At 63.3% G+C, this 24,012-nt stretch carries 24 protein-coding genes and 4 tRNA genes; 11 read left to right on the top strand and 17 right to left on the bottom strand.

Translation table 11 applies throughout. The features are described from left to right. Positions 1-111 precede the first annotated feature (111 nt). The 13 genes from rplL to ACFSQR_RS02220 form a co-directional block, all read right to left on the bottom strand. Positions 112-486, bottom strand: coding sequence for a 50S ribosomal protein L7/L12 (gene rplL / locus ACFSQR_RS02280; RefSeq protein ID WP_377727639.1), 375 nt, complete (start codon positions 484-486; stop codon positions 112-114). Between the two features lie 67 nt (positions 487-553). Further along, the gene (rplJ, locus tag ACFSQR_RS02275) at positions 554-1,090 is read right to left on the bottom strand and encodes a 50S ribosomal protein L10 (RefSeq protein WP_377728294.1); all 537 of its coding nucleotides are present in this window, start codon (positions 1,088-1,090) and stop codon (positions 554-556) included. 215 nt (positions 1,091-1,305) lie between these two features. Further along, positions 1,306-2,001, bottom strand: coding sequence for a 50S ribosomal protein L1 (rplA, locus tag ACFSQR_RS02270; RefSeq protein ID WP_377727637.1), 696 nt, complete (start codon positions 1,999-2,001; stop codon positions 1,306-1,308). 2 nt (positions 2,002-2,003) lie between these two features. Beyond that, entirely contained in the window at positions 2,004-2,435 is a 432-nt protein-coding gene (gene rplK, locus ACFSQR_RS02265; protein WP_377727634.1) for a 50S ribosomal protein L11, read from the bottom strand. A gap of 118 nt (positions 2,436-2,553) precedes the next feature. Beyond that, entirely contained in the window at positions 2,554-3,153 is a 600-nt protein-coding gene (nusG, locus tag ACFSQR_RS02260; RefSeq protein ID WP_377727632.1) for a transcription termination/antitermination protein NusG, read from the bottom strand. A 2-nt stretch (positions 3,154-3,155) separates the two neighbouring features. Beyond that, a complete protein-coding gene (gene secE, locus ACFSQR_RS02255) occupies positions 3,156-3,533 on the bottom strand; it encodes a preprotein translocase subunit SecE (RefSeq protein WP_377727630.1) in 378 nt (125 codons plus the stop codon). Between the two features lie 33 nt (positions 3,534-3,566). Continuing rightward, positions 3,567-3,642 (bottom strand) — tRNA-Trp (locus ACFSQR_RS02250). 159 nt (positions 3,643-3,801) lie between these two features. Further along, a complete protein-coding gene (tuf, locus tag ACFSQR_RS02245; protein WP_377727628.1) occupies positions 3,802-4,992 on the bottom strand; it encodes an elongation factor Tu in 1,191 nt (396 codons plus the stop codon). An 81-nt stretch (positions 4,993-5,073) separates the two neighbouring features. Continuing rightward, a tRNA-Thr gene (locus ACFSQR_RS02240) sits at positions 5,074-5,148 on the bottom strand. A gap of 8 nt (positions 5,149-5,156) precedes the next feature. After that, positions 5,157-5,230: transfer RNA gene (locus ACFSQR_RS02235), tRNA-Gly, on the bottom strand. A 36-nt stretch (positions 5,231-5,266) separates the two neighbouring features. Next, positions 5,267-5,351, bottom strand: a tRNA-Tyr gene (locus tag ACFSQR_RS02230). 207 nt (positions 5,352-5,558) lie between these two features. Next, complete coding sequence (locus ACFSQR_RS02225) at positions 5,559-7,103, bottom strand: HDOD domain-containing protein (RefSeq protein WP_377727626.1); 1,545 nt, start codon at positions 7,101-7,103, stop codon at positions 5,559-5,561. A 66-nt stretch (positions 7,104-7,169) separates the two neighbouring features. Continuing rightward, positions 7,170-8,795, bottom strand: coding sequence for a tetratricopeptide repeat protein (locus ACFSQR_RS02220; protein WP_377727623.1), 1,626 nt, complete (start codon positions 8,793-8,795; stop codon positions 7,170-7,172). A gap of 318 nt (positions 8,796-9,113) precedes the next feature. Here ACFSQR_RS02220 and ACFSQR_RS02215 point away from each other — a divergent pair, with 318 nt between their 5' ends. After that, positions 9,114-9,614, top strand: coding sequence for a chemotaxis protein CheW (locus tag ACFSQR_RS02215; protein ID WP_377728293.1), 501 nt, complete (start codon positions 9,114-9,116; stop codon positions 9,612-9,614). 54 nt (positions 9,615-9,668) lie between these two features. On the opposite strand, the gene ACFSQR_RS02210 is transcribed toward ACFSQR_RS02215, so the two are convergent. Both ACFSQR_RS02210 and ACFSQR_RS02205 read right to left on the bottom strand, forming a co-directional pair. Beyond that, on the bottom strand, positions 9,669-10,667 hold the full coding sequence (locus ACFSQR_RS02210; RefSeq protein WP_377727621.1) for a J domain-containing protein: 999 nt from the start codon (positions 10,665-10,667) through the stop codon (positions 9,669-9,671). 103 nt (positions 10,668-10,770) lie between these two features. After that, positions 10,771-11,919 (bottom strand): class I SAM-dependent methyltransferase, encoded by a 1,149-nt coding sequence (locus ACFSQR_RS02205; RefSeq protein WP_377727618.1) that lies wholly within the window; start codon positions 11,917-11,919, stop codon positions 10,771-10,773. A gap of 106 nt (positions 11,920-12,025) precedes the next feature. On the opposite strand from ACFSQR_RS02205, the gene ACFSQR_RS02200 reads away from it, so the two are divergent. The 10 genes from ACFSQR_RS02200 to ACFSQR_RS02155 all read left to right on the top strand — a co-directional run bounded on the left by ACFSQR_RS02200 (position 12,026) and on the right by ACFSQR_RS02155 (position 20,629). Then, positions 12,026-12,877: a CPBP family intramembrane glutamic endopeptidase gene (locus ACFSQR_RS02200; protein WP_377727616.1), complete on the top strand. Its 852-nt coding sequence runs from the start codon at positions 12,026-12,028 to the stop codon at positions 12,875-12,877. After that, entirely contained in the window at positions 12,874-13,644 is a 771-nt protein-coding gene (locus tag ACFSQR_RS02195; protein ID WP_377727614.1) for an SDR family oxidoreductase, read from the top strand. Before ACFSQR_RS02200 ends, ACFSQR_RS02195 begins: the two co-directional genes overlap by 4 nt. A 21-nt stretch (positions 13,645-13,665) precedes the next feature. After that, complete coding sequence (locus tag ACFSQR_RS02190; RefSeq protein WP_377727611.1) at positions 13,666-14,058, top strand: dihydroneopterin aldolase; 393 nt, start codon at positions 13,666-13,668, stop codon at positions 14,056-14,058. Positions 14,059-14,061: 3 nt separating this feature from the next. Continuing rightward, positions 14,062-14,976 carry a tRNA 2-thiocytidine(32) synthetase TtcA gene (gene ttcA / locus ACFSQR_RS02185; RefSeq protein WP_377727609.1) on the top strand — a complete coding sequence of 305 codons (915 nt, stop codon included), beginning with the start codon at positions 14,062-14,064 and terminating at the stop codon, positions 14,974-14,976. Positions 14,977-14,985: 9 nt separating this feature from the next. Continuing rightward, the gene (locus ACFSQR_RS02180; protein ID WP_377727607.1) at positions 14,986-15,507 is read left to right on the top strand and encodes a SixA phosphatase family protein; all 522 of its coding nucleotides are present in this window, start codon (positions 14,986-14,988) and stop codon (positions 15,505-15,507) included. A 144-nt stretch (positions 15,508-15,651) separates the two neighbouring features. Then, positions 15,652-16,374, top strand: coding sequence for a hypothetical protein (locus tag ACFSQR_RS02175; protein WP_377727605.1), 723 nt, complete (start codon positions 15,652-15,654; stop codon positions 16,372-16,374). Between the two features lie 321 nt (positions 16,375-16,695). After that, a complete protein-coding gene (locus ACFSQR_RS02170; RefSeq protein WP_377727602.1) occupies positions 16,696-17,415 on the top strand; it encodes a YIP1 family protein in 720 nt (239 codons plus the stop codon). Between the two features lies 1 nt (position 17,416). Continuing rightward, positions 17,417-18,679, top strand: a complete 1,263-nt coding sequence (locus ACFSQR_RS02165) for an efflux RND transporter periplasmic adaptor subunit (RefSeq protein WP_377727600.1) — start codon at positions 17,417-17,419, stop codon at positions 18,677-18,679. Next, a complete protein-coding gene (locus ACFSQR_RS02160; protein WP_377727597.1) occupies positions 18,676-19,410 on the top strand; it encodes an ABC transporter ATP-binding protein in 735 nt (244 codons plus the stop codon). The genes ACFSQR_RS02165 and ACFSQR_RS02160 overlap by 4 nt, the downstream gene beginning before the upstream one ends. After that, the gene (locus ACFSQR_RS02155; protein WP_377727596.1) at positions 19,403-20,629 is read left to right on the top strand and encodes an ABC transporter permease; all 1,227 of its coding nucleotides are present in this window, start codon (positions 19,403-19,405) and stop codon (positions 20,627-20,629) included. Before ACFSQR_RS02160 ends, ACFSQR_RS02155 begins: the two co-directional genes overlap by 8 nt. Before the next feature lie 41 nt (positions 20,630-20,670). Here ACFSQR_RS02155 and ACFSQR_RS02150 read toward each other — a convergent pair whose 3' ends face one another. After that, positions 20,671-22,428: a M14 family metallopeptidase gene (locus ACFSQR_RS02150; protein WP_377727594.1), complete on the bottom strand. Its 1,758-nt coding sequence runs from the start codon at positions 22,426-22,428 to the stop codon at positions 20,671-20,673. Positions 22,429-22,490: 62 nt separating this feature from the next. Then, positions 22,491-23,999 (bottom strand): S41 family peptidase, encoded by a 1,509-nt coding sequence (locus ACFSQR_RS02145; protein ID WP_377727592.1) that lies wholly within the window; start codon positions 23,997-23,999, stop codon positions 22,491-22,493. Positions 24,000-24,012 lie beyond the last annotated feature (13 nt).

Here is a 24,012-nt window from a genome sequence, read left to right as displayed (position 1 = left end):
TACTGCTAATACTTCAGAGACGACAAAAGAGCCAAAGCCGACCACCCTTCCTTACGGAAGAGTGGTTCGGGCTTTGACTCCAAGGCGAAACCTTCTCGCCTGGGACTGCAATTACTTGAGGTCGGCCTTTGCGCCAGCTTCTTCCAGCTTCTTCTTAGCTGCTTCAGCGTCTGCCTTTGCCATTGCTTCTTTAACGGTCTTCGGTGCGCCGTCAACCACGTCCTTGGCTTCTTTCAGACCCAGGCCGGTGATTTCGCGAACTGCCTTGATGACGCCGACTTTGTTTGCGCCGACTTCGGTCAGGACCAGGTTGAACTCGGTCTGCTCTTCAGCTGCTGGAGCAGCTGCGCCGCCGCCTGCTGCTGGTGCTGCCATTGCAGCTGCCGACACGCCGAACTTTTCTTCGAATGCCTTGACCAGGTCGTTCAGGTCCATTACGGACATTTCGCTGACTGCGTTCAGGATATCGTCTTTGGTGATTGCCATTTAAAACTCCTAATTTTTTCGAATGTGATACTTAGATTGGTTTTGATCGAAGAAAGAAACGAGCAGCTTAAGCCGCTTCGGTTTCCTTCTTGGCTGCCAGGGCAGCCAGACCACGTGCAAAGCCCGACACCGGAGCCAGCATCACGCCCAACAGCTGCGAGATGAGGACTTCACGCGAAGGAATGCTTGCCAGCGCTGCAACACCTGCTTTATCCAGGTTCTTGCCTGCGTAGTTACCTGCCTTGACGACCATCTTGTCGTTGGTTTTAGCGAAGTCAGCGATGACTTTAGCTGCTGCAACGGCGTCATCCGAGATCGAGTAGATCAGCGGACCGGTCATTTCGTCGGCCAGGTTGGCAAACTGCGTGCCCTCGACGGAGCGACGTGCGAGCGTGTTTTTCAACACGCGCAGGTACACACCTTGGGAACGCGCGGTAGCACGGAGTTTCGTCAAGTGACCAACCTGGATGCCACGATACTCAGCCACGACGATCGTTTGCGCGGTTGCTACTTTCGCGGAAACTTCAGCGACGACGGCCTTTTTGTCATTCAGATTGAGACCCACGGTCAACCTCCTTAAATGATGAACAGCACATGCTGCCATCGGTTCGAACAACGGCGTCCGAGGTTAGGAGTCCTTTGGAGACTGCAAAACTTGATCGGGTACACCATCTGCGTTGGGAGAACATCTATTAACCTCCAGCCTGCCTGCTGCCTTCGGCCCAACGGTCTTTGATTGCCTGGCTGCGGTCTTCTTGCGTACCGCAACCAGCCCAAAGATTCGCCACACAGGTCAGGGACCTGCGTGGACTTGATTCATTACGCTGCCAGGGAACCCTGGTCGACACGCACGCCAGCGCCCATGGTGGACGAGATGGCGACGCGGCGCAGGTACACGCCCTTCGACGATGCTGGCTTGGCCTTGTTCAGGGCTTCGATCAGCGCAACCAGGTTGGACTTCAGGTCCGCGTCGGAGAACGACTTGCGGCCGATGGTTGCGTGGATGATGCCTGCCTTGTCGGTACGGTACTGGACCTGACCGGCTTTGGCGTTCTTGACTGCATTTGCGACGTCAGGGGTCACGGTGCCAACCTTCGGGTTTGGCATCAGGCCGCGTGGGCCCAGGATCTGGCCCAGGGTACCGACGATACGCATCGTGTCTGGCGACGCGATGACGATGTCGAACGGCATGTCGCCGGCTTTGACGCGCTCTGCCAGGTCTTCCATGCCGACCACGTCGGCGCCAGCTGCCTTGGCAGCTTCAGCCTTTTCGCCGGAAGCGAAGACAGCCACGCGAACGGTCTTGCCGGTGCCTGCTGGCAGGACCACGGAACCACGAACCACCTGGTCCGACTTCTTCGGGTCCACGCCGAGTTGCACAGCAACGTCGATCGATTCGTTGAACTTGGCGGTTGCGAACTCTTTGACGAGTGCGACTGCGTTGTCGAAGCCATAGACCTTGTTGCGGTCAACCTTGGCCTTCATTGCTTTTACGCGCTTGGACAGTTTTGCCATGATTAGATACCTTCCACCGTGATGCCCATCGAACGTGCCGAGCCAGCGATGATACGCACAGCGGCGTCCATGTCGGCAGCGGTCAGGTCAGGCTGTTTGGTCTTAGCGATTTCTTCTGCCTGGGCACGGGTCAGGGTACCGACTTTGTCGGTGTGCGGCTTGGCCGAACCCTTGGTGATGCCGGCGTACTTCTTGATCAGGTAGGTCGCTGGCGGGGTCTTCATGTCGAACGTGAAGGACTTGTCCGCGAACGCAGTGATCACCACTGGAATCGGCATGCCAGGTTCCATGCCCTGGGTCTTGGCGTTGAACGCCTTGCAGAATTCCATGATGTTCAGGCCACGCTGACCCAGCGCTGGGCCGATCGGTGGGGATGGGTTTGCTTTACCAGCTGGCACTTGCAGCTTGATGAAGCCAATAATTTTCTTTGCCATTCAGGCACTCCTTTACTGGATGAGTAGTAGCGCCCCACCTGCCGGACTGCATCCGGGGCGGGGCTCCTCTGGGACGGATTGGCTTTTGAGGGCCGCGCTCCGAATGGGCGCTTGCTGCTTAGACTTTTTCGACCTGGCCGAACTCGAGTTCGACCGGGGTCGCGCGGCCGAAGATGGTGACCGAGACGCGCACTTTGCTCTTCTCGTAGTTCACTTCTTCCACGTTGCCGTTGAAGTCGGTGAACGGACCATCCTTGATGCGGACCTGCTCGCCCACTTCGTACAGCACTTTCGGGCGCGGCTTCTCGACACCTTCCTGCATCTGCTGCATGATCTTTTCGATCTCGCGCGCAGGAATCGGGGTCGGCTTGTTCGACTTGCCACCGATGAAGCCGGTGACCTTGTTCGTGTTCTTGACCAGGTGCCAGGTCTCGTCCGTCATTTCCATCTCGACCAGGACATAGCCCGGGAAGAAACGACGCTCGGTGACCGACTTCTGGCCGTTCTTGACTTCTACCACTTCCTCGGTCGGAACCAGGATGCGGCCAAACTGTTCCTGCATGCCGGCGCGCTCGACGCGCTCGTTCAGCGCACGCTGGACGCTCTTCTCCATGCCGGAGTAAGCATGCACCACGTACCAGCGCTTGTTGCCGGTCGGGGCGCTCAGCATCTGGCTGTCGTCTGCCGGCTTGCCGTCGTTTTCCACGTTATCGCTCATGCTTAATTCCCGAGAATCAGTGCGTTCAGGAGGAACTGGAGGATCTGGTCCGTGCCCCACAGGAAAATCGCCATCACGGCCACAAAGGCGAACACGACGCCAGTGATCTGGCCGGCTTCCTTAGGCGTAGGCCATACGACCTTCTTGGTCTCGCGGACAGCTTCCTTGGCAAAATTCAGGAAGTCGCGGCCGGTGCTGGAGGTCCAGAGAATTGCGACGGAAACGAGCAAACCAGCTACGAGCGCGCCTGCGCGCACCAGAGCTGGTTTGTCGGCCAGGAAAAAGAACCCGACTACGCCTGCAATCACTGCAACCACAGCCAATGCGACTTTCAGCTTGTCGCCCGGCGTGCTAACGGTTTGCACGGATTGATTAGACATTTCTTTACTTTCGGTGCCCTGCACCTTTGACGGTGGCAGGGGCGGAGGGCATCGAACCCCCAACCTTCGGTTTTGGAGACCGACGCTCTGCCAATTGAGCTACGCCCCTACATAAAACCACAAGTGGAATCAGGCATTATATCACTGGCTGCAGCCAGTTGTACAGCGCCTGGTCCGGCGATGCTGGTGAACAGCAACGGCCGCTTACTACTTTACTCGCAACAGGGGCCGGGACGAATCCCGGCCCCCGTCAAATTACTGCTCGCTATTAGGCGATGATCTTGGCAACCACGCCTGCGCCGACGGTACGGCCGCCTTCGCGGATTGCGAAGCGCAGACCTTCTTCCATTGCGATCGGGCTGATCAGCTTGACGGTGATCGACACGTTGTCGCCTGGCATGACCATTTCTTTGTCTGCTGGCAGCTCGATCGAGCCGGTCACGTCAGTCGTACGGAAGTAGAACTGTGGACGGTAGTTGTTGAAGAACGGGGTGTGACGGCCGCCTTCGTCTTTCGACAGGACGTAGATCTCACCGGTGAAGTGGTTGTGCGGCTTGATCGAGCCTGGCTTTGCCAGAACCTGACCACGCTGGACGTCTTCACGCTTGGTACCGCGCAGCAGCAGGCCGACGTTGTCGCCAGCTTGACCCTGGTCCAGCAGCTTGCGGAACATTTCCACGCCGGTGCAGGTGGTCTTGACGGTGTCAACGATACCAACGATTTCGATTTCTTCGCCGACCTTGATCACGCCACGCTCAACACGGCCGGTCACCACGGTACCGCGGCCCGAGATCGAGAACACGTCTTCGACTGGCATCAGGAAGGTGCCGTCAACTGCGCGCTCTGGGGTAGGGATGTAGGTGTCCAGGGCTTCAGCCAGCTGCATGATCGCCTGTTCGCCCAGTGGGCCGGTGTCGCCGTCCAGCGCCATACGTGCCGAACCTTTGACGATCGGCAGGTCGTCGCCTGGGAACTCGTACTTCGACAGGAGTTCGCGGACTTCCATTTCGACCAGTTCCAGCAGTTCTGCGTCGTCGACCAGGTCGCACTTGTTCAGGAACACGATGATGTATGGAACGCCAACCTGGCGTGCCAGCAGGATGTGCTCGCGGGTCTGTGGCATTGGGCCGTCAGCTGCGGAGCAAACCAGGATCGCGCCGTCCATCTGCGCTGCACCGGTAATCATGTTCTTGATGTAGTCGGCGTGGCCTGGGCAGTCAACGTGAGCGTAGTGACGGTTTGCGGTCTCGTACTCGACGTGTGCGGTGTTGATGGTGATGCCGCGTGCTTTTTCTTCTGGAGCAGCGTCGATCTGGTCGTATGCTTTAGCTTCGCCGCCGAACTTCTTCGACAGGACGGTTGCGATCGCAGCGGTCAGGGTGGTCTTGCCGTGGTCGACGTGGCCAATGGTGCCGACGTTAACGTGCGGCTTGGTCCGCTCGAATTTCTCTTTTGCCATTATAGACTCCTAACTAGATGAGATTGACCAGGCACTGCCTGACGATGTCGATTGAAACTGCTACTTGTTTGATGCGAATTCTGGTGCCCTTGACGTGGATTGAACACGTGGCCTCTCCCTTACCAAGGGAGTGCTCTACCACTGAGCTACAAGGGCTAAATATTTGGAGCGGGTGAAGGGAATCGAACCCTCGTCATAAGCTTGGAAGGCTTCAGCTCTACCATTGAGCTACACCCGCGAGGTCCAATTCACTTCCGCTACAGATCCCGCGTTTTGGTGGTGGGGGCTGGATTCGAACCAGCGTACTCAGAGAGAGCAGATTTACAGTCTGCCGCCTTTAACCACTCGGCCACCCCACCCTGCAAGGAGCCGCAGAGTATGAAGCAACAAAAAAAAACTGTCAACCTAATTCACCGGGACAAATCCCGTTGAATGGGTTGACCGTCGCTTCGGGGCGAGATTGTAAACGGTCGAAGAAGGAACGACAAGGGTGATTTTTTACTTTCGTCACCGGGGGCGCGAAAAGCATGGCGCCGTATGGGTCCCCGCCTGCGCGGGGACGACGGTCAGGGCGAGAGGGCGGCGATGACCTGGCTCTTGAGGGCCTTGATCAGTGCGGCTTCGTCGGGCGTGATGCCTTCCGGCGCGGTGGTGTCGCGGTCGGCGTAGAACAGCCCGGCGCGCATCCCGTTCACCACCAGCGGCAGCACCACGAAGCTGCGCGCCTCCGGGCGCAGCTTGCGGTACCACGCCGGCAGCAGCTCGCGCATCTTCTGCGTGAACGCGTCGGAGATGGTCAGGTCCGCATCGTTCTCCATCGACAGGTGGAAGATGTCGCGCGCCGACTGCACCGGAAACACGAACTCCGCCTGCACCTGGGCATGGCGCTCGCCGAACGACACCCGCGCGCGGTACTGCATGTTGCGCGCGTCCTTCATCACGACCGTCGCGAAGCGGAAGCCCAGGCTGCGGTACAGGCCGTCGAGCACCGCCAGGATCACGTCGTTGGCGGTGCACTGGCCGCCCGCGCGCAGCTGGGTCACGTCCTGCACGCAGGCCAGCAGCAGTTCGTGCGCGTTCATCGGCTTGCCGCTCGGGTGCGTGCCCGGGTTGCGCTGCGGCGCCGACTCCATCGTGGCCAGCTGCAGGAAGTCCGGCAGCGAACCGGGGTCGTCCGGCTCCTCCACCACGCGCGGCTTGCGTTCCATGTTCATGCTCTGCAGCATGGCGTTCATCTCGTCCTGCACGGTCTCGAACAGTTCGGCCAGCGGCTCGGCCCGGAGGCTGAGCGCGGCGCCGTAGCGCACCAGCATCTCGCGCGCTTCGTTGGACGCGGCCGGGTTCGCGCTCTTGCCCAGCAGGCGCGCGACGTCGTGGCTGAACGCCGCCACCTGGCGCATCCATTCGCCGCGGTTCAGCGCCGGCTTGAGCGGGCCGGCGGCGGGCGATACCAGCGCGCGCACGATCGGGTCGGGGATCTGCCATTCGGCCAGCACCGCTTCCGACAGCGCGTCGTAGCTGCAGCCGAGGATCATCTGCGCAGCCTGGTTCGGCGTGTGCTTGCCGTCGGCGACGATCAGGTTGATCTCGCGGTAGCGCTCATGCTCATGCGTGGCCACCAGCAGCGGCCCGAGGTTCTTGAAGAGCGCGCCGATCGACGCCTCTTCCGCGCCCTGATAGGTGCTGAAGCGCGCCATCTCGCGGCCCACCAGGCTCGCGCACAGTGCCGCTTCCAGTTCGACGCGCACGCTGTTCGCATGCGCGCTGTTGGACAGCGCGTCGACCAGCAGCATGGCCAGCGCGGTCGTCTTCACATTGTCGAAGCCGAGCAGCGAAATCGCGCGCGATACCGTCGTGACGGGCGTGCCCGAGCGGCGGCGGTACTGCGCGGTATTCGACAGGCGCAGGATGCGCTGCGTGAGCGCGACGTCGGACAGCACGTAGTAGGCCAGCTCCTGCGTGCCCTGGTCGTCCGACGATGCCATCTGCACCACGCGGGCGATCGAACTGCCGAGCGCGAACATCTCGTCGTCGCCGCAGACTTTCTTGAGCAGCGCGGCGCGCACGCGGCGCGTGTCGGCCGACGCTTTGGGTGGGTATTCCGGGAGCATATCGTTGTTGTTTTGTTGGGGTCCGTGGCGTGGAAAGCGGCGCCGGCAAACGCCGGCGCCACACCATTATGCGTCCACGGCGACCTTGCGGTACTTCTTGAGGATCTGCGTGTGCAGGCCGTCCAGGGCCGGCAGCTTGGGATTGACGGGGTCGCGCCGGCGCACGGTGTCGATCAGCGACAGCGCCTGCTGGCCAAGACGCTCGTCCCAGCCTTCATTCTCCAGGCACTTGAGCACCGCGACGGCGGCGTTGAAGACGACCTGCGGGTTGTCAGGGAGCTTGGCGACCGCTTCGAGCATCAGCTGCACGGCGCCGCGGTAATCGCCATCGCGCGCGCGGCTCGCGCCGGTGGCCACCAGGTCCACCACGTGCTGGCGCGCCTGCTGCGCCATCGTGGTCGCCAGCTCGGCGCGGCCCGCTTGTTCCAGCACCGCCATCGCCTTCGCCATCGCCGCGCTGTTGCCCGCGTTGCGCATCACCTCGCCGAGCACTTCCGTCGCGCCCTCTTCCTTGTTGTTCTGCAGGCAGGTGCGCGCCAGTTCCAGCTTGACGCTGTCGGACAGTCCGACCGCATCGCGGCAGGCAGCCAGCGCCTGGCCGAGCGCTTCGTCGAGGCGCTCTTCGTTGCCCGTGTATTCGTGCACCATGGCCGACGAGATCGCGCTGCAGGCGGGCGTATTCGGCTGTCCGTTCATCGAACGTTCAAGGTCGCGGATCACGGCTGCGGCCTGCACCGGGTCGCCTTTCTTGACCAGGGTCTGGACCAGTTTGACGTGGTCTTCGGGATCGCGGAACTCGGAGTACTTGGCCTTGCTCACCACCTGCTTGAGGGTGCGCTCGGCGGTGTCGACGTCGCCCGTCTCCAGCGCGGTCTCGCCCAGCTTGCGCAGGCGGCGCACCGCATGCGGCGACACCGCGACCGCGTCGGCCAGCACCTGTTGCGACTTGCCCAGTTCGCCCATCGCGGCGTGGGTCTTGGCCAGCCAGTCGTAGGCGTCGACGAACTTGTTGTTGGAGGCGACCAGTTCGGTCAGCACCTCCTGCGCCTCGTCGAAGCGCTCGCGCATGTACATGGTCTTGGCCAGGCCGAGGCGCGCCCAGGCGATGGCCTTGGCTTCGAACAGCTGCTTGTAGATCGGCTCCGCTTCCGCAGGCTCGCCCAGGAACATGTGCAGCTCGGCGCGCAGGCGCAGGAAGTCGATGGCGTAGCGCGGATTGGCCGGCAAGCCCTGGATGCAGGCCTCGATCGCGCGGCGCGGCTGGCCCGATTCCATCAGGCGGTACACCGGCATGAACACGTTGCGCTTTTCGAGCGCGCGCGCAATGCGTTCCAGCAGGCGGTCGGCCGCGAACGGCTTGAGGATGTAGTCGGTGGGCGCCAGCTCGGCCGCGCTCACCACCTTGCTGTAGTTGCCTTCGGCGGTGACCATGAAGAACATGGTGGCCAGGTTGATCAGCTTGTGGTGGCGCAGGTCTTCCAGCAGCTGCTGGCCGTCCTGGCCGCCATCCAGGTCGTATTCGCACAGGATGATGTCGAACTGCTTCAGCCCAAGGTGCTTGATGGCGGCGTTGGAGCTGCCCGCGTGGTCGACCTTGTTCAGGCCGCACAGGGTCAGCATGTTGTGGATGCTCGCGCGCATCCCCGCATGCGGCTCGATGATGAGTGCTGTCAGGCCGTCAAGTACAGTCATTGCAATGTTTTCCATGATAGCGCTCACTAACTAGCGGCGCTTTGTTTCTACCCTCGGTGGGCTCGTCTCCGTCCCCCGTATATTACGGCACGGCAACGAAATTCTGTAGGGCGTCATGACGCTTTCGGCTTGTGGCGGATCGAAGTGATGGGTGGGCGCGACACCTGTTTAACTTTCGATCACGGAATCGGTGCGGGCGCGTTGTTTGGAGCGATATTTGCGGCCGGGGCGCTCGTATTCGCGCACGCGTTCTGTTACCCTTGATAAACATACGGCCGCGTGCAGCGGCGCGATCTACAGCAAGGAAACGCAATGAACATGAATATCAAATCGGACTCGCAGCGCGACGGCGCGGAACACCTCGGCAACGGCCAGGAATTCCTCGCGTTCAAATTGGGTAATGAGGAATACGGCATCGACATCCTGAAGGTCCAGGAGATCCGCGGCTACGAAGCGGTCACCCGGATCGCCAACGCACCGGAGTTCATCAAGGGCGTGATCAACCTGCGCGGGATCATCATCCCGGTGGTGGACATGCGCATCAAGTTCAACCTGGGCACGCCGGTATACGACCAGTTCACGGTCGTGATCATCCTGAACATCAAGGGCCGCATCATGGGCATGGTGGTGGACAGCGTGTCGGACGTGACCACGCTGACGCCCGAGCAGATCAAGCCGGCGCCGGACATGGGTTCGTCGTTCGATTCGAAGTACATGATCGGGCTGGGCACGCTGGACGAGCGCATGCTGATCCTGGTCGACATCGACCGGCTGATGTCGTCGGGCGAAATGGGCCTGATGGACAACCTGGCCGTCTGATGGGCTGGGGACCGGGAACGGTCCCCTGAAGGAGCGGCCCGTCGCTTTTCCGGTTTAGTTGGCCGGCAACGGGTCCGGCATCAGCGCGCTGGCGTCGGCCTGCTGCAACTGGCGCCGCCTTCCCGCACACTCCGCCTCGGTCGCGCCGACTTCCACGTTCTGGTAGCGCACCTCGTACTTCCCCGCCTGCAGCCGGTCCACCGTCATCGATTCGCGCGCCCGCACGTACAGGTGCCGCACGTTCGCGTGGCGGTCCAGGTCGTGCACCTTGACGAACACCGGCGCCATATTCCCGGAGTTGTCGATCACCAGCTGCATTTCATTGCCGTCGTTCGCGAGCGGGTAGCCCTCGAGATAGCCGGTCTGCTGCGGCCAGGGCGCGCCGTTCGGCGCCTGCAGCGAAGACAGCTCCTGCTCGCAGTCCGGCGTCTGGGCCGGGATCACCAGCTGGGTCACTCCCAGCGCGCGCACGGCGCTGGTGCGCAAGGGCTCGCCGGCACGGCCTTCCGACTTGGCCCACAGGTCCACGTCGTCCACCTCCTCCACCGGGGCAGGCTCGGGCCGCGGCACACTGGCCGCATTGGCGCTCGACATGGGCGCCTGCGCGCCGGCCAGCGCTTCCGGCAGGATCGCCGGCTGGGTCGAAATCAGCACTCCCGCCACGCAGCCGGTTGCAGCGGCCACCATCAGCGCCCCCCACCACTTCGGGTCGCGCACGGGACGGTAGCCCGCATGGTCGGACGCCACCGGCTCCTGCCACTGCTGCACGACCTCGTGGCGGGCGCCGCGTTCGTCCTGGTGGGTGCTCTCCAGCCATTCGACTTCCCATTCCTCCGACGCGATCCAGTCGTCGTGCTCCTTGCGGCGCACGGGGTCGGACAAGGTGTCGTAGGCGGTGTTGACGATGGCCATGATCCGGGCGGCCTTCTCGTCGCCCGGGTTCTTGTCGGGGTGATACTTCTGGGACAGCGCTTTGTAGGCCGCACGAATCACTTCCTGCGGCGCCTGGCGGGCAACCTTCAGGTTGTCATAGTGAGTGTGGATCTTGGCCATGGTTGAAGTTGCTGGTTTTCTTTCATGATAGCCGATTGGCAAAATCCGGCCAGTGCGCACGCAGCATAGCTGTGAATGTATCCACAGTGCAAGAAATGCAAGCTCAGAGGCGGATGCTGCGGTCGGCGCGCGCGATCTGTGGCGGCAAGGCGACGCCGTGGCCGGCGACCAGCACCTTGAACAGTTCGCCCATCTCCGCCGGGGAGACCAGCTTTTGCACCGCATTCGCCTTGGGCAGGAAGGTCATCGCGTCGCCCGGGTCGGACCGCATCAGAAGTTCGCCGATGCCGGCCGCCAGCAGGAACGAAGCCTGGTTCATATAGGCGAGCACCTCCAGGCCGTTATCCTGCGCCGCCAGCGCCATCGCGGTGAAATCCACGTGCGCGGTCACGTCCTGCAGGCCGGGCAGGAAGAACGGATCCGGATGCGCCTGGTGCCGGTAGTGGCACATGAGCGTGCCGCCGATCCGCTGGGGCACATAGTATTCGTGGGCCGGGAAGCCGTAATCGAACAGCACCGCGGCGCCCTTCCCCGCCCTGAGCATGGCGGCGATGGACGCCATGAAGCCGGCGCCGGCCGCATGCACCTCGGTCGTGTAGTCGTCCGGCAGCGTGGCCGGATCGGGCAGCTGGCGGGCGGCCTGCGCGAGCAGCGCGGCGCCGGGTGCACGCGGGATGAACGCGAAGCGGCCGTCCAGCACGGTGACCGCTAGCTCGCTCCATGCGCCGTCCACGTTCTTTACCAGCTGCACCGGCATGGCGTCGAGCACCTCGTTGCCGAGCACGACGCCATGGAACGCTTCAGGCAACCGCTCCAGCCAGCGCACCTGCGGGAAGCCGCGCAGCAACTCCTGCTGGCGCGCGCGCAGCTCTCCGGACAGGTCGATGATCGAGTAGCTCTCGATGGCGATGCCGGCGGCCTGCGCCTCGGTCAGGATGTCGAAGGCGAGGCGGCCGGTGCCCGCGCCGAACTCCAGCACATGGGGCGCGCTCTGCGCCATGACGTGGCCGGCGACGTGCGCCAGCGTGGCGCCGAACAGCGGCGAGATCTCGGGTGCGGTGGTGAAGTCGCCGCTGCTACCGAGCTTGGCGGAACCTCCGCTGTAGTAACCCAGGCGTGGCGCGTACAGCACCAGTTCCATGAACCGGTCGAAGCCGATGGCGCCGCCGGCGCCGGCAATGTCGGCGGCAATCAGGTCGGCAAGTTGGTTGGACGCGGCTTGTGCGTCCGGGTCGGGTACGGGCAGGGACATGCCGACATTGTAAACAATCGCCGCGCGCCGCCGGTTGCGGCTGCCCCGGCACGGGTAAAATGCGCACGTGCTTCCCAGGCGGGATGCGCAAATGACAAGGATTCGGATGGCATCGATATTCGTGAATGAGCAGGGCACGGTTCGCAACGGATGGCGCGCAGTCGCCTTCCTGCTGCTTGCCGTGATCGTGGTAACCGTACTGATCGCGGCAAGCCGGGAACTGCCCGGGCATATCGCCTACTGGCTCCCCGAGGTCTACCTGAGCGCGCTGGGCGTGCTGGCCGTGACGTGGCTGTTCATGCGCCTGGAACGGCGGCCCATCGCCGACGTCGGGCTCGAGCTGTCGCGGCGCGCCGCATGCCAGTTTGGCGTGGGGATGGCATATGGCGCAGGACTGGTGCTGGCGACCGCGCTCCTGGTGGTGGCGCTGGGCGGGCTGCATTTCGAGATTGCGCCTCAGGTCAGCGTGATCGACATCGTCAAGACCGGGCTGTTCATGTCCGGCGCGGTGCTGTTCGAGGAGACGCTGTTCCGCGGCTACGCCTTCCAGCGCACGGTGGAAGGCATGGGCCACCGCTGGGCGCTCGCGCTGTTCGCCGTCGTGTTCCTGCTGGCCCACCCGATGGAGGAAGCGATGCCGCCGGAGCTGAGCACCATCGCCAGCGCCAACCTGGTGCTCGCAGCGGTGCTGCTCGGGCAGGTCATGCTGCGCAGCGGCGGGCTGGCGATGCCGATCGGCCTGCACCTGGGCTGGAACTGGATGCTGCAGACGCTCGGCTTTTCGATCAGCGGCAAACTGGCGTTCGACTCGATCTGGCACCCGGTGTTCGACAGCGAGGTACAGTGGCTGACAGGCGGCGACTACGGCATCGAAGCGTCGGTACTGAGCCTCGTGGTGCTGCTGGCGGCCGTGCTGTGGTTCTCGCGCGGGCAGCCGGCGGTAAAATCGGCCGCATGAACGCACCCACCACTCCGCGCATCGCACTCGTCACCGGCGCCGGCCGCAGGATCGGCCGCGCGATCGCGCTCGGCATGGCGCGCGCCGGCTGGGACATGGCGCTGCACTACCGCAGCGCGGAAGGCGAAGCGCAAGCGCTAGCGCGCGAAATCGAGGCGCTGGGCCGGCGCGCGGTCCTGCTCCAGGCAGACCTTGCGGACGCCGCGCAGGCGTCGGCGCTGGTGCCGCGCGCGGTCGACGCGCTGGGCGCGCTGCACTGTGTAGTCAACAATGCATCGTTGTTCGAATACGACAGCGCAACGGAGTTCTCCCCGGCCCTGCTGGACGCCCACATGCGCACCAACCTCGCAGCGCCGCTGCTGCTGGCGCAGGCCCTGCACGCCGCCACGCCGGAAGGATCGCAGGCTTGCGTGGTTAATTTGCTGGACCAGAAGCTGTACAATCTCAATCCGGATTTTTTGTCGTACACGCTGTCGAAAGCCGCGCTGCACACCGCCACCACCATGCTGGCGCAGGCGCTGGCCCCAAAACTGCGCGTCGTGGGCGTTGCGCCCGGCCTGACCATGGTGTCGGGCGACCAGACCGGCGAAGGCTTCGCGAAAGCGCACACGGCCACGCCATTGGGACGCAGCAGCCTGCCCGACGACATCGCGGACGCGGTGGTGTATGCAGCCTCCGCGCGCGCCGTCACCGGCACCACCCTGCTGGTCGATGGCGGCCAGCACCTGGTCCCGCTCCAGCGCGACGTGATGTTCCTCGCAAAATAACGTAATCAACCAAAGGCCCTTATGCTGTCCGCCCTGCACCACCCGAAGCTCGCCGATTGCCGTCGCCTGTTCCTGCGTAACTATGAGGTGATGATCAACATCGGCGTGCACGACTTCGAAAAGAAGGGCGAACAGCGCGTGTTCGTCAACGTGGACCTGTACATTCCGCTGGCCGTGTCGACGCCGACCGCCGACCAGCTCGAAGAAGTCGTCGACTATGACTTCATGCGCGAGACCATCGCGCGCCGCATGGCCGAAGGCCATGTGCACCTGCAGGAGACGCTGTGCGACGACGTCGCGCGCGCCATGCTGGCGCACCCGAAAGTGCGCGCCGTGTGCGTCTCGACCATGAAGCCGGACGTCTATCCCGATTGCGATGGCGTCGGCGTCGAAGTATTCCAGATCAAGGATTAAGAAATGAACGCAGTAGCCGAGGACATCCTCGACCCGAAGAAAGCCGAAAAGATCGCGCTGGAGAACAACAAGCTGCACAAGCGCCTGTGCCGCCTGGTCGGCCAGGCCATCGGCGACTTCAACATGATCGAAGACGGCGACAAGGTGATGGTGTGCCTGTCCGGCGGCAAGGACAGCTACGCGCTGCTCGACATCCTGATGACGCTGCGCGAGCGCGCGCCGATCAGGTTCGACATCGTCGCGGTCAACCTGGACCAGAAGCAGCCGAACTTCCCGGCCGACGTGCTGCCGGCCTACCTGACCAAGCTGGGCGTGCCGTTCCACATCGAGAACCAGGACACCTACAGCATCGTCAAGCGCGTGATCCCCGAAGGGAAGACCACCTGCTCGCTGTGCTCGCGCCTGCGCCGCGGCATCCTGTACCGCGTGGCCGATGAACTGGGCTGCAACAAGATCGCGCTGGGCCACCACCGCGACGACATCCTCGAGACCTTCTTCCTGAACATGTTCTTCGGCGCCAAGATCAAGGGCATGCCGGCCAAGCTGGTGTCGGACGACGGCAAGCACATGGTGATCCGCCCGCTGGCCTACGTGAAGGAAGAAGACACCGAGCGCTACGCCGAGGTCAAAGGCTTCCCGATCATCCCGTGCGACCTGTGCGGCTCGCAGGAAAACCTGCAGCGCAAGCAGATCAAGGCGCTGATGCGCGAATGGGAAAAGAAGCATCCGGGCCGCGTCGAGAACATCTTCTCCGCGCTGTCGACCGTGGTGCCTTCGCACCTGATGGACCGCGACCTGTTCGGCTTCACCGACCTCAAGACCGATGGCGTCGCCAACCCGCTCGGCGACATCGCCTTCGACGAGGAGCCATGCTCCACGCCGACGCCGGTGAATACGATTTCCCTTCAACGACTGTAAAGGCTGACCATGCACCTGTCCGCGCGTCTCCTGCTTGCCGCATCGCTCACGCTGGCCACGCTGGCCCCGCTCCCGGCGCTGGCCGAACCGTCCGTGATCTATCTGGTGCGGCATGGCGAGAAGGCAGCGGACAGCAAGGATCCTGACCTCACCGAACAAGGCAAGGCGCGCGCGCAGAACATCGCCACGATCCTGCAGAAGACCGGGATCACGAGCATCTACAGCAGCACGACCAACCGCACGAAGCAGACCGCCCAGCCGCTCGCGGCACGCAGCGGCCTCGAAGTGCAAACCTACGACCCGTCCGCACCGAAGGCCTTGGTGGAAAAGGTCAAGTCGCAGAACGGCGCGGTGCTGGTGGTGGGACATTCGAACACGCTGCCGGAACTCGTGCGCCTGTTCGGCGGCACACCTGGCGCGGACATCAGCGACAACGAATACGACCGCTTATACCAGCTGATCGTCGGTCCGAACGGCGCTATCACCACTGTCCTCCTGACCTCCATCCCTGCAACCGGCCCTGCCAAGTAAACCCGAAATGGGGACAGACCCCATTTTGCGCAGACCCCATTTTGGGATACGAAATGGGGTCTGTCCCCATTTTGAGGTACACAAAAGCGGGGGACGCGTTTACCATTCTTGTTTTTTTGAACACACATCAATACAGGGGTGGGAATGGCAGTCCAGGAAATCGCGAAGCACACCAAGAATGTCGTTGATCTGGCGCGCAACGAAGGTCACGGCTGGCCACACAAATTGCGCGAGATTGCGCTGGAAATCTTCATCATCGTGTTTGCGGTGACGCTCAGTTTCTGGCTGCATGGCCTCGGCGAGCACCAGCATGAGCAGCAGCAGGTGAAGAGCTTCCTGCTTGGCCTGAAACGCGACATCCAGAGCGACATCGAACAGATTGACAGCGTCGTCAAGTCGCACCGGGCCTTCGACGCCAATTACCAATACCTGGCGTCGCTCGATCCGGCCATGCCGCCCGATAGCAAGCTCTTCGACGATGCGTACGAGAAAATCACCTACAACAGCTTCCTCGTGCCGCAGGTGAGCCGCTACGATGGCTTCAAGTCCAGCGGAAAGCTGATCAACATCGAGGACCCGGAACTGCTCCAGAAGATCGTAACGCTGTACCAGTACGACATTCCGAAAGTCGAGATGTCCTTCAGCGGCTGGGCGGGCAACCACCGGAAGCTCACTTCCTACCTGGAGGATCATGTCGACGATGGCGATACGCGCGAGGGCCGCCTGCGCGCGCTGACCTCCACGAAAGGCAAGCGCCTGCTGAAACGCATGCAAACCTACCACCAGCTTTACGAGCGCTACGACACCATCGTGCGCAACGGTACCGCCATCATCCAGGCGATCGACAAGGCCTATCCGGAAGGCTGACCGCACCTCCCCCGCCGCCAGCCTCCGCCGGTCCAGGCAGTCCCGGTCCCGACCCCGACCCGGGACCGGACCGGGCGGCGGCGTAGCGATCCCCGTCGAGTCGCCGCCACGGTTGCACCGACTGCAGCGCCGCACCAGCATGCCTGGCGCTCGCTCCATTACCCCGCCACTTCAGCCCCCTTCACGTCAGCACCCCATTTTTCCGTTCTCTTTTTTGGCGAGGAATTAGTGTCGGTGACATAGCGATACCGACCGGCCGTGTGTTATTCTGCGTGGCAATAACAATAAGACATACCTCCAAAACTTTAAGGGAAAAAATCAATGGAATTGGCCGAGAAATCGACTGCCAAGGGCGTCACTCCGCTGGGCGCCGTCGTCAGCATGTTGTATGAACCAACCAGCACCTTCGCGCAACTGGAAACCCGCCGCTCGACCTGGGTGCCACTGCTGCTAGTCATCCTGTCCGCGATGCTGCTGGCGACGTGGTACTACCAGTTCGTCGACTACGCCTGGCTGCAGGAGCGCATGCTGTCGGTGATCGAAGACCCGGCCGTGCGCGACAAGCAGCGCGGTTCGCCAATGCCACTCACCACGCTCACCGGCGTGACGCTGGTCGGCATGCTGGTGGCCTACCTCGTCGGCTTTACGCTGACGGCGGTCTACCTGCTCATCGTCAGCAAGGTGCGCAACTTCCCGTTCACGTTCGGCCAGGGCTTCTCGCTGGCGGTGTGGTCGTCGGTGCCGCTGCTGATCATGCTGCCGCTGGGCGCAATGCAGATCCTGCTGGCGTCGAACAACCAGATGGCGTTCGAAGCGCTCAATCCGGTGACGCTCAACCAGCTGTACTTCCAGTACGAAATGGGCCACCCGCTGGCAGGCCTGTTCGAAGGCATCTCCCTGCTGATGATCTGGAATATCGTCCTGCTGGTGATCGGTTACCAGGTCTGGGCCAAGGTCTCGCGCGCGACAGCCATCAAGGTCGTGATCATTCCCTACATTGTCATCTACGGCGCGTGGCTGGCCTTTGCTCTGAGCCGATAACATGAAACGTAAGAAGCTTATTGTCGGCATCGGCGTTGCGGCCCTGCTGTGCATTCCCCTGATTGCAAAAATGAGCCGCGGCGAGCCTGCGCGCACGGTCGAAACGGAAGCGGTGGCCTACCGCGAGGTGCGCTCGTCGATCCTCGCGTCCGGTCACCTGGCGTATGAAGAACAGGTGCTGCTGTCGCCGGAAGTGATCGGCAAGGTCAGCAGCATCCACGTGCGCGAAGGCCAGCGCGTCACGGCTGGCGATCCCCTGCTGGTGCTGGACGACCAGACCTACCGCGCCGACGTGGCGCAGCAGCAGGCCGTCGTGCACCAGCAGCGCATCAACATCGAACAGCAGCAGCTGAACCTGAAGAACCAGGAAAACCAGTTCAAGCGCAAGCAGGAGCTGCACAAGATGAAGATGCTGGCCGATTCGGCGATCGACGACGCGCGCTTTGCGCTCGACAGCGCCAGGATGGAGCTGCGTAACAGCAGCGCGCGCCTGCAGCAGGCCGAGGCGGTGCTCAAGCAGTCGAACGAGCGCCTGGCCAAGACCAATATCCGCGCGCCGATCTCGGGCACCATCACGTCGATGGACATCAAGGTCGGCGAGACGGCGGTGGCGAGCCAGGTCAGCATCGCCGGTTCCAGCCTGATGACGATTGCGAACACCGATTCGATGATCACCGAGGTGAACGTCGACGAAACGGACATCGCCAAGATCGCCGTCGGCCAGGAAGTCGCGATCCACACCGCGGCCTATCCGGACGTGGCGCTCAAGGGCAAGGTGTACGAGATCCCGCTGTCGCCGAAGGCTGCCCCGCAAGGCGCGGGTTCGTCCGCTGCGCTGTCGCGCACCTACAGCATCAAGGTCAAGCTGGTCGACACCAAGGGCCTGGCACTGCGCCCGGGCCTGACGTGCCGCGCCGAGATCTTCACGGCCGGCACCGGCAAGTCGCTGGCGGTTCCGCTGCAGGCGGTCATGTCGAACAACGACGACTACGCAGAGCTGTCCGCTTCCAAGAAGGGCGCGAAGAAGCCTGTCATCAAGACTGAATACCATGTTTTCGTGAACAAGGACGGCAAGGCGGAGAAGCGGGTCGTCGCGATCGGTATCTCGGACGATAGCCAGCAGGAGATCAAGAGCGGCGTCAAAGCCGGCGAAACGGTGATCACCGGTCCTTACAAGGTCCTGCGCTTCCTGAAGAACGGCGACCAGGTGACGGCTGCCGCATCGGCCACTTCCGCGACTGCGGCTGAAAAGCCTGCGTCATGAGCCAGGCAGAATCCCTGATCCGCCTTGAAGGTATTGCCAAGCACTACCAGATGGGCGGGGAGACCATTGCCGCGCTCAATGGCATCGACCTGCATGTGGCGCGCAACGATTACGTGGCCTTCATCGGGTCGTCGGGCTCCGGCAAGTCGACCATGATGAACATTCTTGGCTGCCTCGATACGCCGACCATGGGCAAGTACTTCCTGAACGGGCGCGATGTGGCCGGGATGAGCGAGACCGACCTGGCGCGCACGCGCAACGAGGAAATCGGCTTCATCTTCCAGAGCTTCAACCTGCTGACCCGCGCGACCGCGCTGCAGAACGTGATGCAGCCGCTGATCTACCGCGGCATTCGCCCTGCGGAGCGGGCGAAGCGTGCTGCCGAAGCGATGGCGCGCGTGGGACTGGAAAAGCGCATGGATCACTTGCCGAACCAGCTGTCCGGCGGCCAGCGCCAGCGCGTAGCGATCGCGCGCGCGCTGTGCAGCGAGCCGTCCATCCTGCTGGCCGACGAACCCACCGGCAACCTGGATTCGGCTACCGCGGCCGACATCATGGCCCTGTTCGACACGCTGCATGAAGAAGGACAGACCGTGATCGTGGTGACCCACGAGCCGGACATTGCGGCGCACTGCCAGCGTGTGGTGCGGCTGGCGGACGGCAAGGTGCAGAGCGATACCGTGAACCACCAGCGTACGCGCTTCCACAAGCGGGAGCTGGCCAATGTTTAGCGTGATCGAAAGCTTCCGCTCGGCTTTGCAGAGCATCCGCGCCCACAGCTTCCGCAGCTTCCTGACCTCGCTGGGCATCATCATCGGCGTGGCTTCCGTGATCGCGGTGGTGTCGATCGTGCACGGCCTGTCGACCTCGATCAGCGAGGAATTCAAGGGACTGGGCTCGAACAGCCTGACGGTGCGCTCCGACACCAGCTTCGAAGAAGCGATGCAGGGCAAGCGCAACGTGTTGAGCCTGCGGGACTACAACAACATCGTCGAGCATATCGACGGCATCAGCAACGTGTCGCCGACGTTCTCGCCGTTCGGTTTCGCGTCGACTGTCCGTAATGGCAGCCAGTCCGCCTCGACCCGGGTCAGCGCGGTGACGCCCGCCTACCGCGACGCCAACCAGGTGTTCCCTGCAATGGGCCGCTTCATCACGGCGGGCGACAACCAGTCACGGCGCCGCGTGGTCGTGATCGGCTCCAAGGTGATCGAAAACCTCAAGCTCCCGGAAAACCCGGTCGGGCAGTTCCTCGAGATCGGCGGCGAGTGGTTCAAGATCATCGGCGTGACCGAATCGAAGGGCGAGTCCTTCGGCTTCAGCCAGGACGACTACGCCCTGATCCCGTTCACGACAGGCCAGGCGGTGGCGGGCAACGACGTCAAGCTCGATATCGCCATCACCTTCAATGTCAACGACATCGAACAGCTCGAAGCCGTGCAGGGCCGCCTCACCTCGATGCTGCGCCAGTCGCACAAGCTCAAGCCGGGCGAGCGCAACGACTTCGAGGTGCAGTCCGCGCAGCAGCTGACGGACAGCTTCGACAGCATTATCACCACGATTACGCTGGTGCTGGGCGGGATTGTCGGGATCTCGCTGCTGGTCGGCGGCATCGGCATCATGAACATCATGCTGGTGTCGGTGACCGAGCGTACGCGCGAAATCGGCATCTGCAAGGCGCTGGGTGCGCAGCGGCATCACATCCTGATGCAGTTCCTGATCGAGGCGACCACGCTGTCGCTGCTGGGCGGCCTGATCGGCCTGGGACTGGGCTACCTGCTGGGGTTCGGCGCGGCCAAGCTGATTCCGAACTTCCCGGATGCGGTGGTGCCGTGGTGGGCGATCCTGATGGCGTTCGGTTTCTCGAGCGGGATCGGGATGCTGTTCGGGATCATGCCGGCGGCAAAGGCGGCGAACCTGAATCCGATCGACGCCCTGCGCTACGAGTAAGGGATGCGGCTGTCCCCGCGTTCGCGGGGACGGCCGGCTATTTACTGCGGGGCGGCGTTGGCGCGCAGGACCGGATACAGGTTGAAGCGCTTGTCCCAGGCCGGGTGGCGGCGCGCAAAGAAATCCAGCCGCGCAAACGCGCTCTTGGCAAATTCCGGATCCGTTTCCACGCGCTTGCGGAATTCTTCCGCCAGCTTCGGATCGGCCGCCATCATCTGGCGCGCAACATCTTCCGCCACGTAGTCTTCCATGTACTCCTTGCGCTCGAAGGCATTGTTGAACATGCCCCACGCCGCAAGCGAATCCGGCGCCTGCGGTTCCATGATCGCCATGACCAGGCGCGATTTCGGCTGCGCGACCGGCACGAACAGCGCGCCCTTCGCCACCGGCTGCGCTTCCTTGCGCCATGCGCCTTCCAGCGTCAGCCGCTGGTGCCCTTCAAACGAACCGGCGCCGAATTTGGCTTTGGTGGCGCGGAAGGTCTCCACGTCGGCCGCCGCGATGTCGGCGGACAGCTTGCGGAAGGCGATCCCGTGCAGCCTGAGCTTGGCCGCCACCGCATCGGCGTGCGCTGTCGGGACGATGTAGCCGGCTGCCGGCACGCTCACCTGCAGGTCAGGCACGATCTCGTCGCGCACCGGCACCCGCCATACCTGCGGTTTGGTTTCGTCGTAGCGGGTCATCAGTGCGCCCGATACCTCGGACGGCGTGCGGGTGTACTCATAGCCCTGGAAGTCGACCATGCGTGCCTTGTCGGTGGTACGGTAGGTCAGCGGCACGGTGGCGAGCTTCTGCGCGCGCAGGTCGGCATCGCGGGCGATCTTCTGCCACTCCTTGCCGTGGCGCGCCACATGCTCCAGCGTCGAGACGATGGTGTCGTGCGTGACGCGCACGCGGGTCGGGTAATCCTTCCACGAATGGGTTTCCACCAGCATCGCCATGCGGTTACGCAGCTGGAAGTAGCCGGTGGAGAAGCGCGGGTCGGACACGCTGTCGACAAAGCCCGACATCGGGTCGTCGGTGACGGCGAAGGACATGTAGAACGGCTGCGGCATCGCGCCTTTTTTCGCGATGTCGGCGAGCACGCCGTCGCGCAGCGCCAGGCCGGCCGCGCGCAGCTGGTCGTCGCCGGCGAACACCGGCTCGACCTGCACCGAGACGTCGTGCTGGAACTTGGCGCCGTCGGTCACGTGCAGGTCCACATAGGCCAGCGGGTCCCATGCATTGACCATGTTGAGCATGGCCGCCATCTCCGGGGAGTCGGCCTTGACGTAGTCGCGATTCAGGTTGAAATTCTGGCCGGTGGTGCGCCAGCCCATTTCGACAGGGCCGCGCTGGTTCGGACGGTTCCAGGCGCTGAACATCTCGTGGCCGTCCACGTTGAACACGGGGACGAACACCAGCACCTGCTTGTCCAGCGCTCCCTTGGCCAGGCGGCCTTCGAGGATTTCGCGCAGCGCCAGGAAGCCGGCGTCCTTGCCATCGATCTCGCCCGCGTGGATCCCGCCCTGCATGAACACGACCGGCAGGCCCTGTTTTGCGGCAGCCTCCGGGGTCAGCGCGCCCGTGTTGTTGACGGCCAGCGCCATCATCGGACGGCCTTCCGGCGAGCGCCCGAATTCGAAGCACTTGACCTGCTTTGGATAGGAAGCCTGGAAGGACTGGCACAGGCGCAGCACTTCGTCGTAGCGGCCGGTACGCGTGAAGCCCGAGCGTTCGGAAATGGTGGTCAGGTCTGCGGCGGCTTGCGCCATCGGGAAGGCGGCAAGCAGCGCCAGCGCGAACGCGGTACGGAACATCAGGGCTTCTCCAGGTTAAGTAAAGGCGAGGCAGATTATATATGCGCCCCGCCTTCCCTCACCTAGCGGTCGAGGATGCCGACCTCGTGGACTGGATGGCGCACCAGCTCCAGCGGCGCCACGCGCGCGCTCGAGAAGGTGGTGTCGCACTGGCCGGTCTCGCGCAGGCGCAGCGCTGCGGCCAGCATGCCCTCCGAGCGGTCGCCCAGCGGGCGCGACAGGTCGTCCGGCACCGTGCAGGTGGCGGCAAAGCCGTCGGCGTAATCGCCGAAGCCCTTGTGGTTCGCGCCTTGCAGCTCGATCGCGAAGTAGGTCGTTCCGCAGTTGTCCTTCGGGACGAATCCATACGGCTTGCCGCAGGTGCGCGCGCCCACGATGTTCACTTCCACGTCGATGCCGCGCAAGCCGTTGATCACAGCCTCGCTGGCCGAGCAGGTGCCGCTGGTGGACAGGATCGTGATGCGCTTGAGGCCAAGCCATGGCAGCGGCTGGCCGGCCGGCATCGGGTTCGGGCTCGGGAAGCCCAGCGTGTTGGACACGAACGGCACCGGGTCGAGCACCTGGCGCTTGTCGTTGCGGATCATGCGTTCGAAGACCTTGCCGCTGCTCTGCGCCGGCCCGGCGATCATGTAGCCCAGCTGGCCGGCCAGGTACAGCAGGCCGCCGCCGTTGTAGCGCATGTCCAGCACCAGGTCGCTGACGTTCTGCTGCTTCAGGTAGTTGAAGGCATCGACCAGCTGGCGCTCCGCCACGGCGTTGTGGCTGTTGAAGGTCATGTAGCCCACCTTGCCGGTCGGCGTGTCGATCACCGAAGTGTTTTGCACCGGGGTCGCGGCGACGTTCGAGGCGGTCACGCTGATGGTGTACTGCGTACCGTCCCTGCGCGCCAGCGTGAAGCCATGCCGTTCGCCCTGGTTCATCGGGAACAGGCCGGCGTTGATGCGATTGACGTTGTCCGCGCCGGTGGCGTTGGTGAAGTCGACGTTGTCCACCATGACGAGGCGGTCGCCACGCTGCACGCCGGCCGCCGCCGCGGGCGAGCCCGGCTCGACCATGCTGGCGTACCAGGTGCGCGGCGCCGAATTCGCCAGCCGCGACCACGTGATGCCGTAGCCGAGCGAGACGCCGGCCGACTGCAGGCTTTCCCACTCCGCGGTCGAATAGGTAAAGTGGAAATCGTCCTTCGGCTTGCCGCTCGCGGTCATCAGCGGCGTCTTGAGCACATTGAAGTAGTCGATCGCAGTGGGGTACGCGGCCGGATTGAGGTTGGTGGGCACCTCGCGGTACCACAGGTATTCCTCGTCGATCCAAGAGCGCAGGAAGCTCTTCTCGTTCGCGATCGAACCCTGGCGGTCGGGGAAGGCCTGACCCTTGCTGTCCACGCCGGTGCGCGGCGCCGCGCACATGTTGGCGTAGCTTGCCGACGGCAGCAGGGCAACCGGCGGGTTGGTGGTCGGCGTGGGTGACGTGGGCGCGGTGGCGGTCGCTGAAGAACCGCCGCCACCACCGCATGCGGCTAGGGTTGCAGCAATTGCCAGGATGGCCAGCGGGGAGCGGTATGGGATCTTCACGCGGACGATTATA

The sequence above is a fragment of the Pseudoduganella sp. GCM10020061 genome, from assembly GCF_042683405.1.
Lineage (GTDB): Bacteria > Pseudomonadota > Gammaproteobacteria > Burkholderiales > Burkholderiaceae_D > Telluria.
The sequence above is the reverse complement of the archived record's forward strand: the minus strand, read 5'-3'. Positions and strand labels throughout refer to the sequence as shown.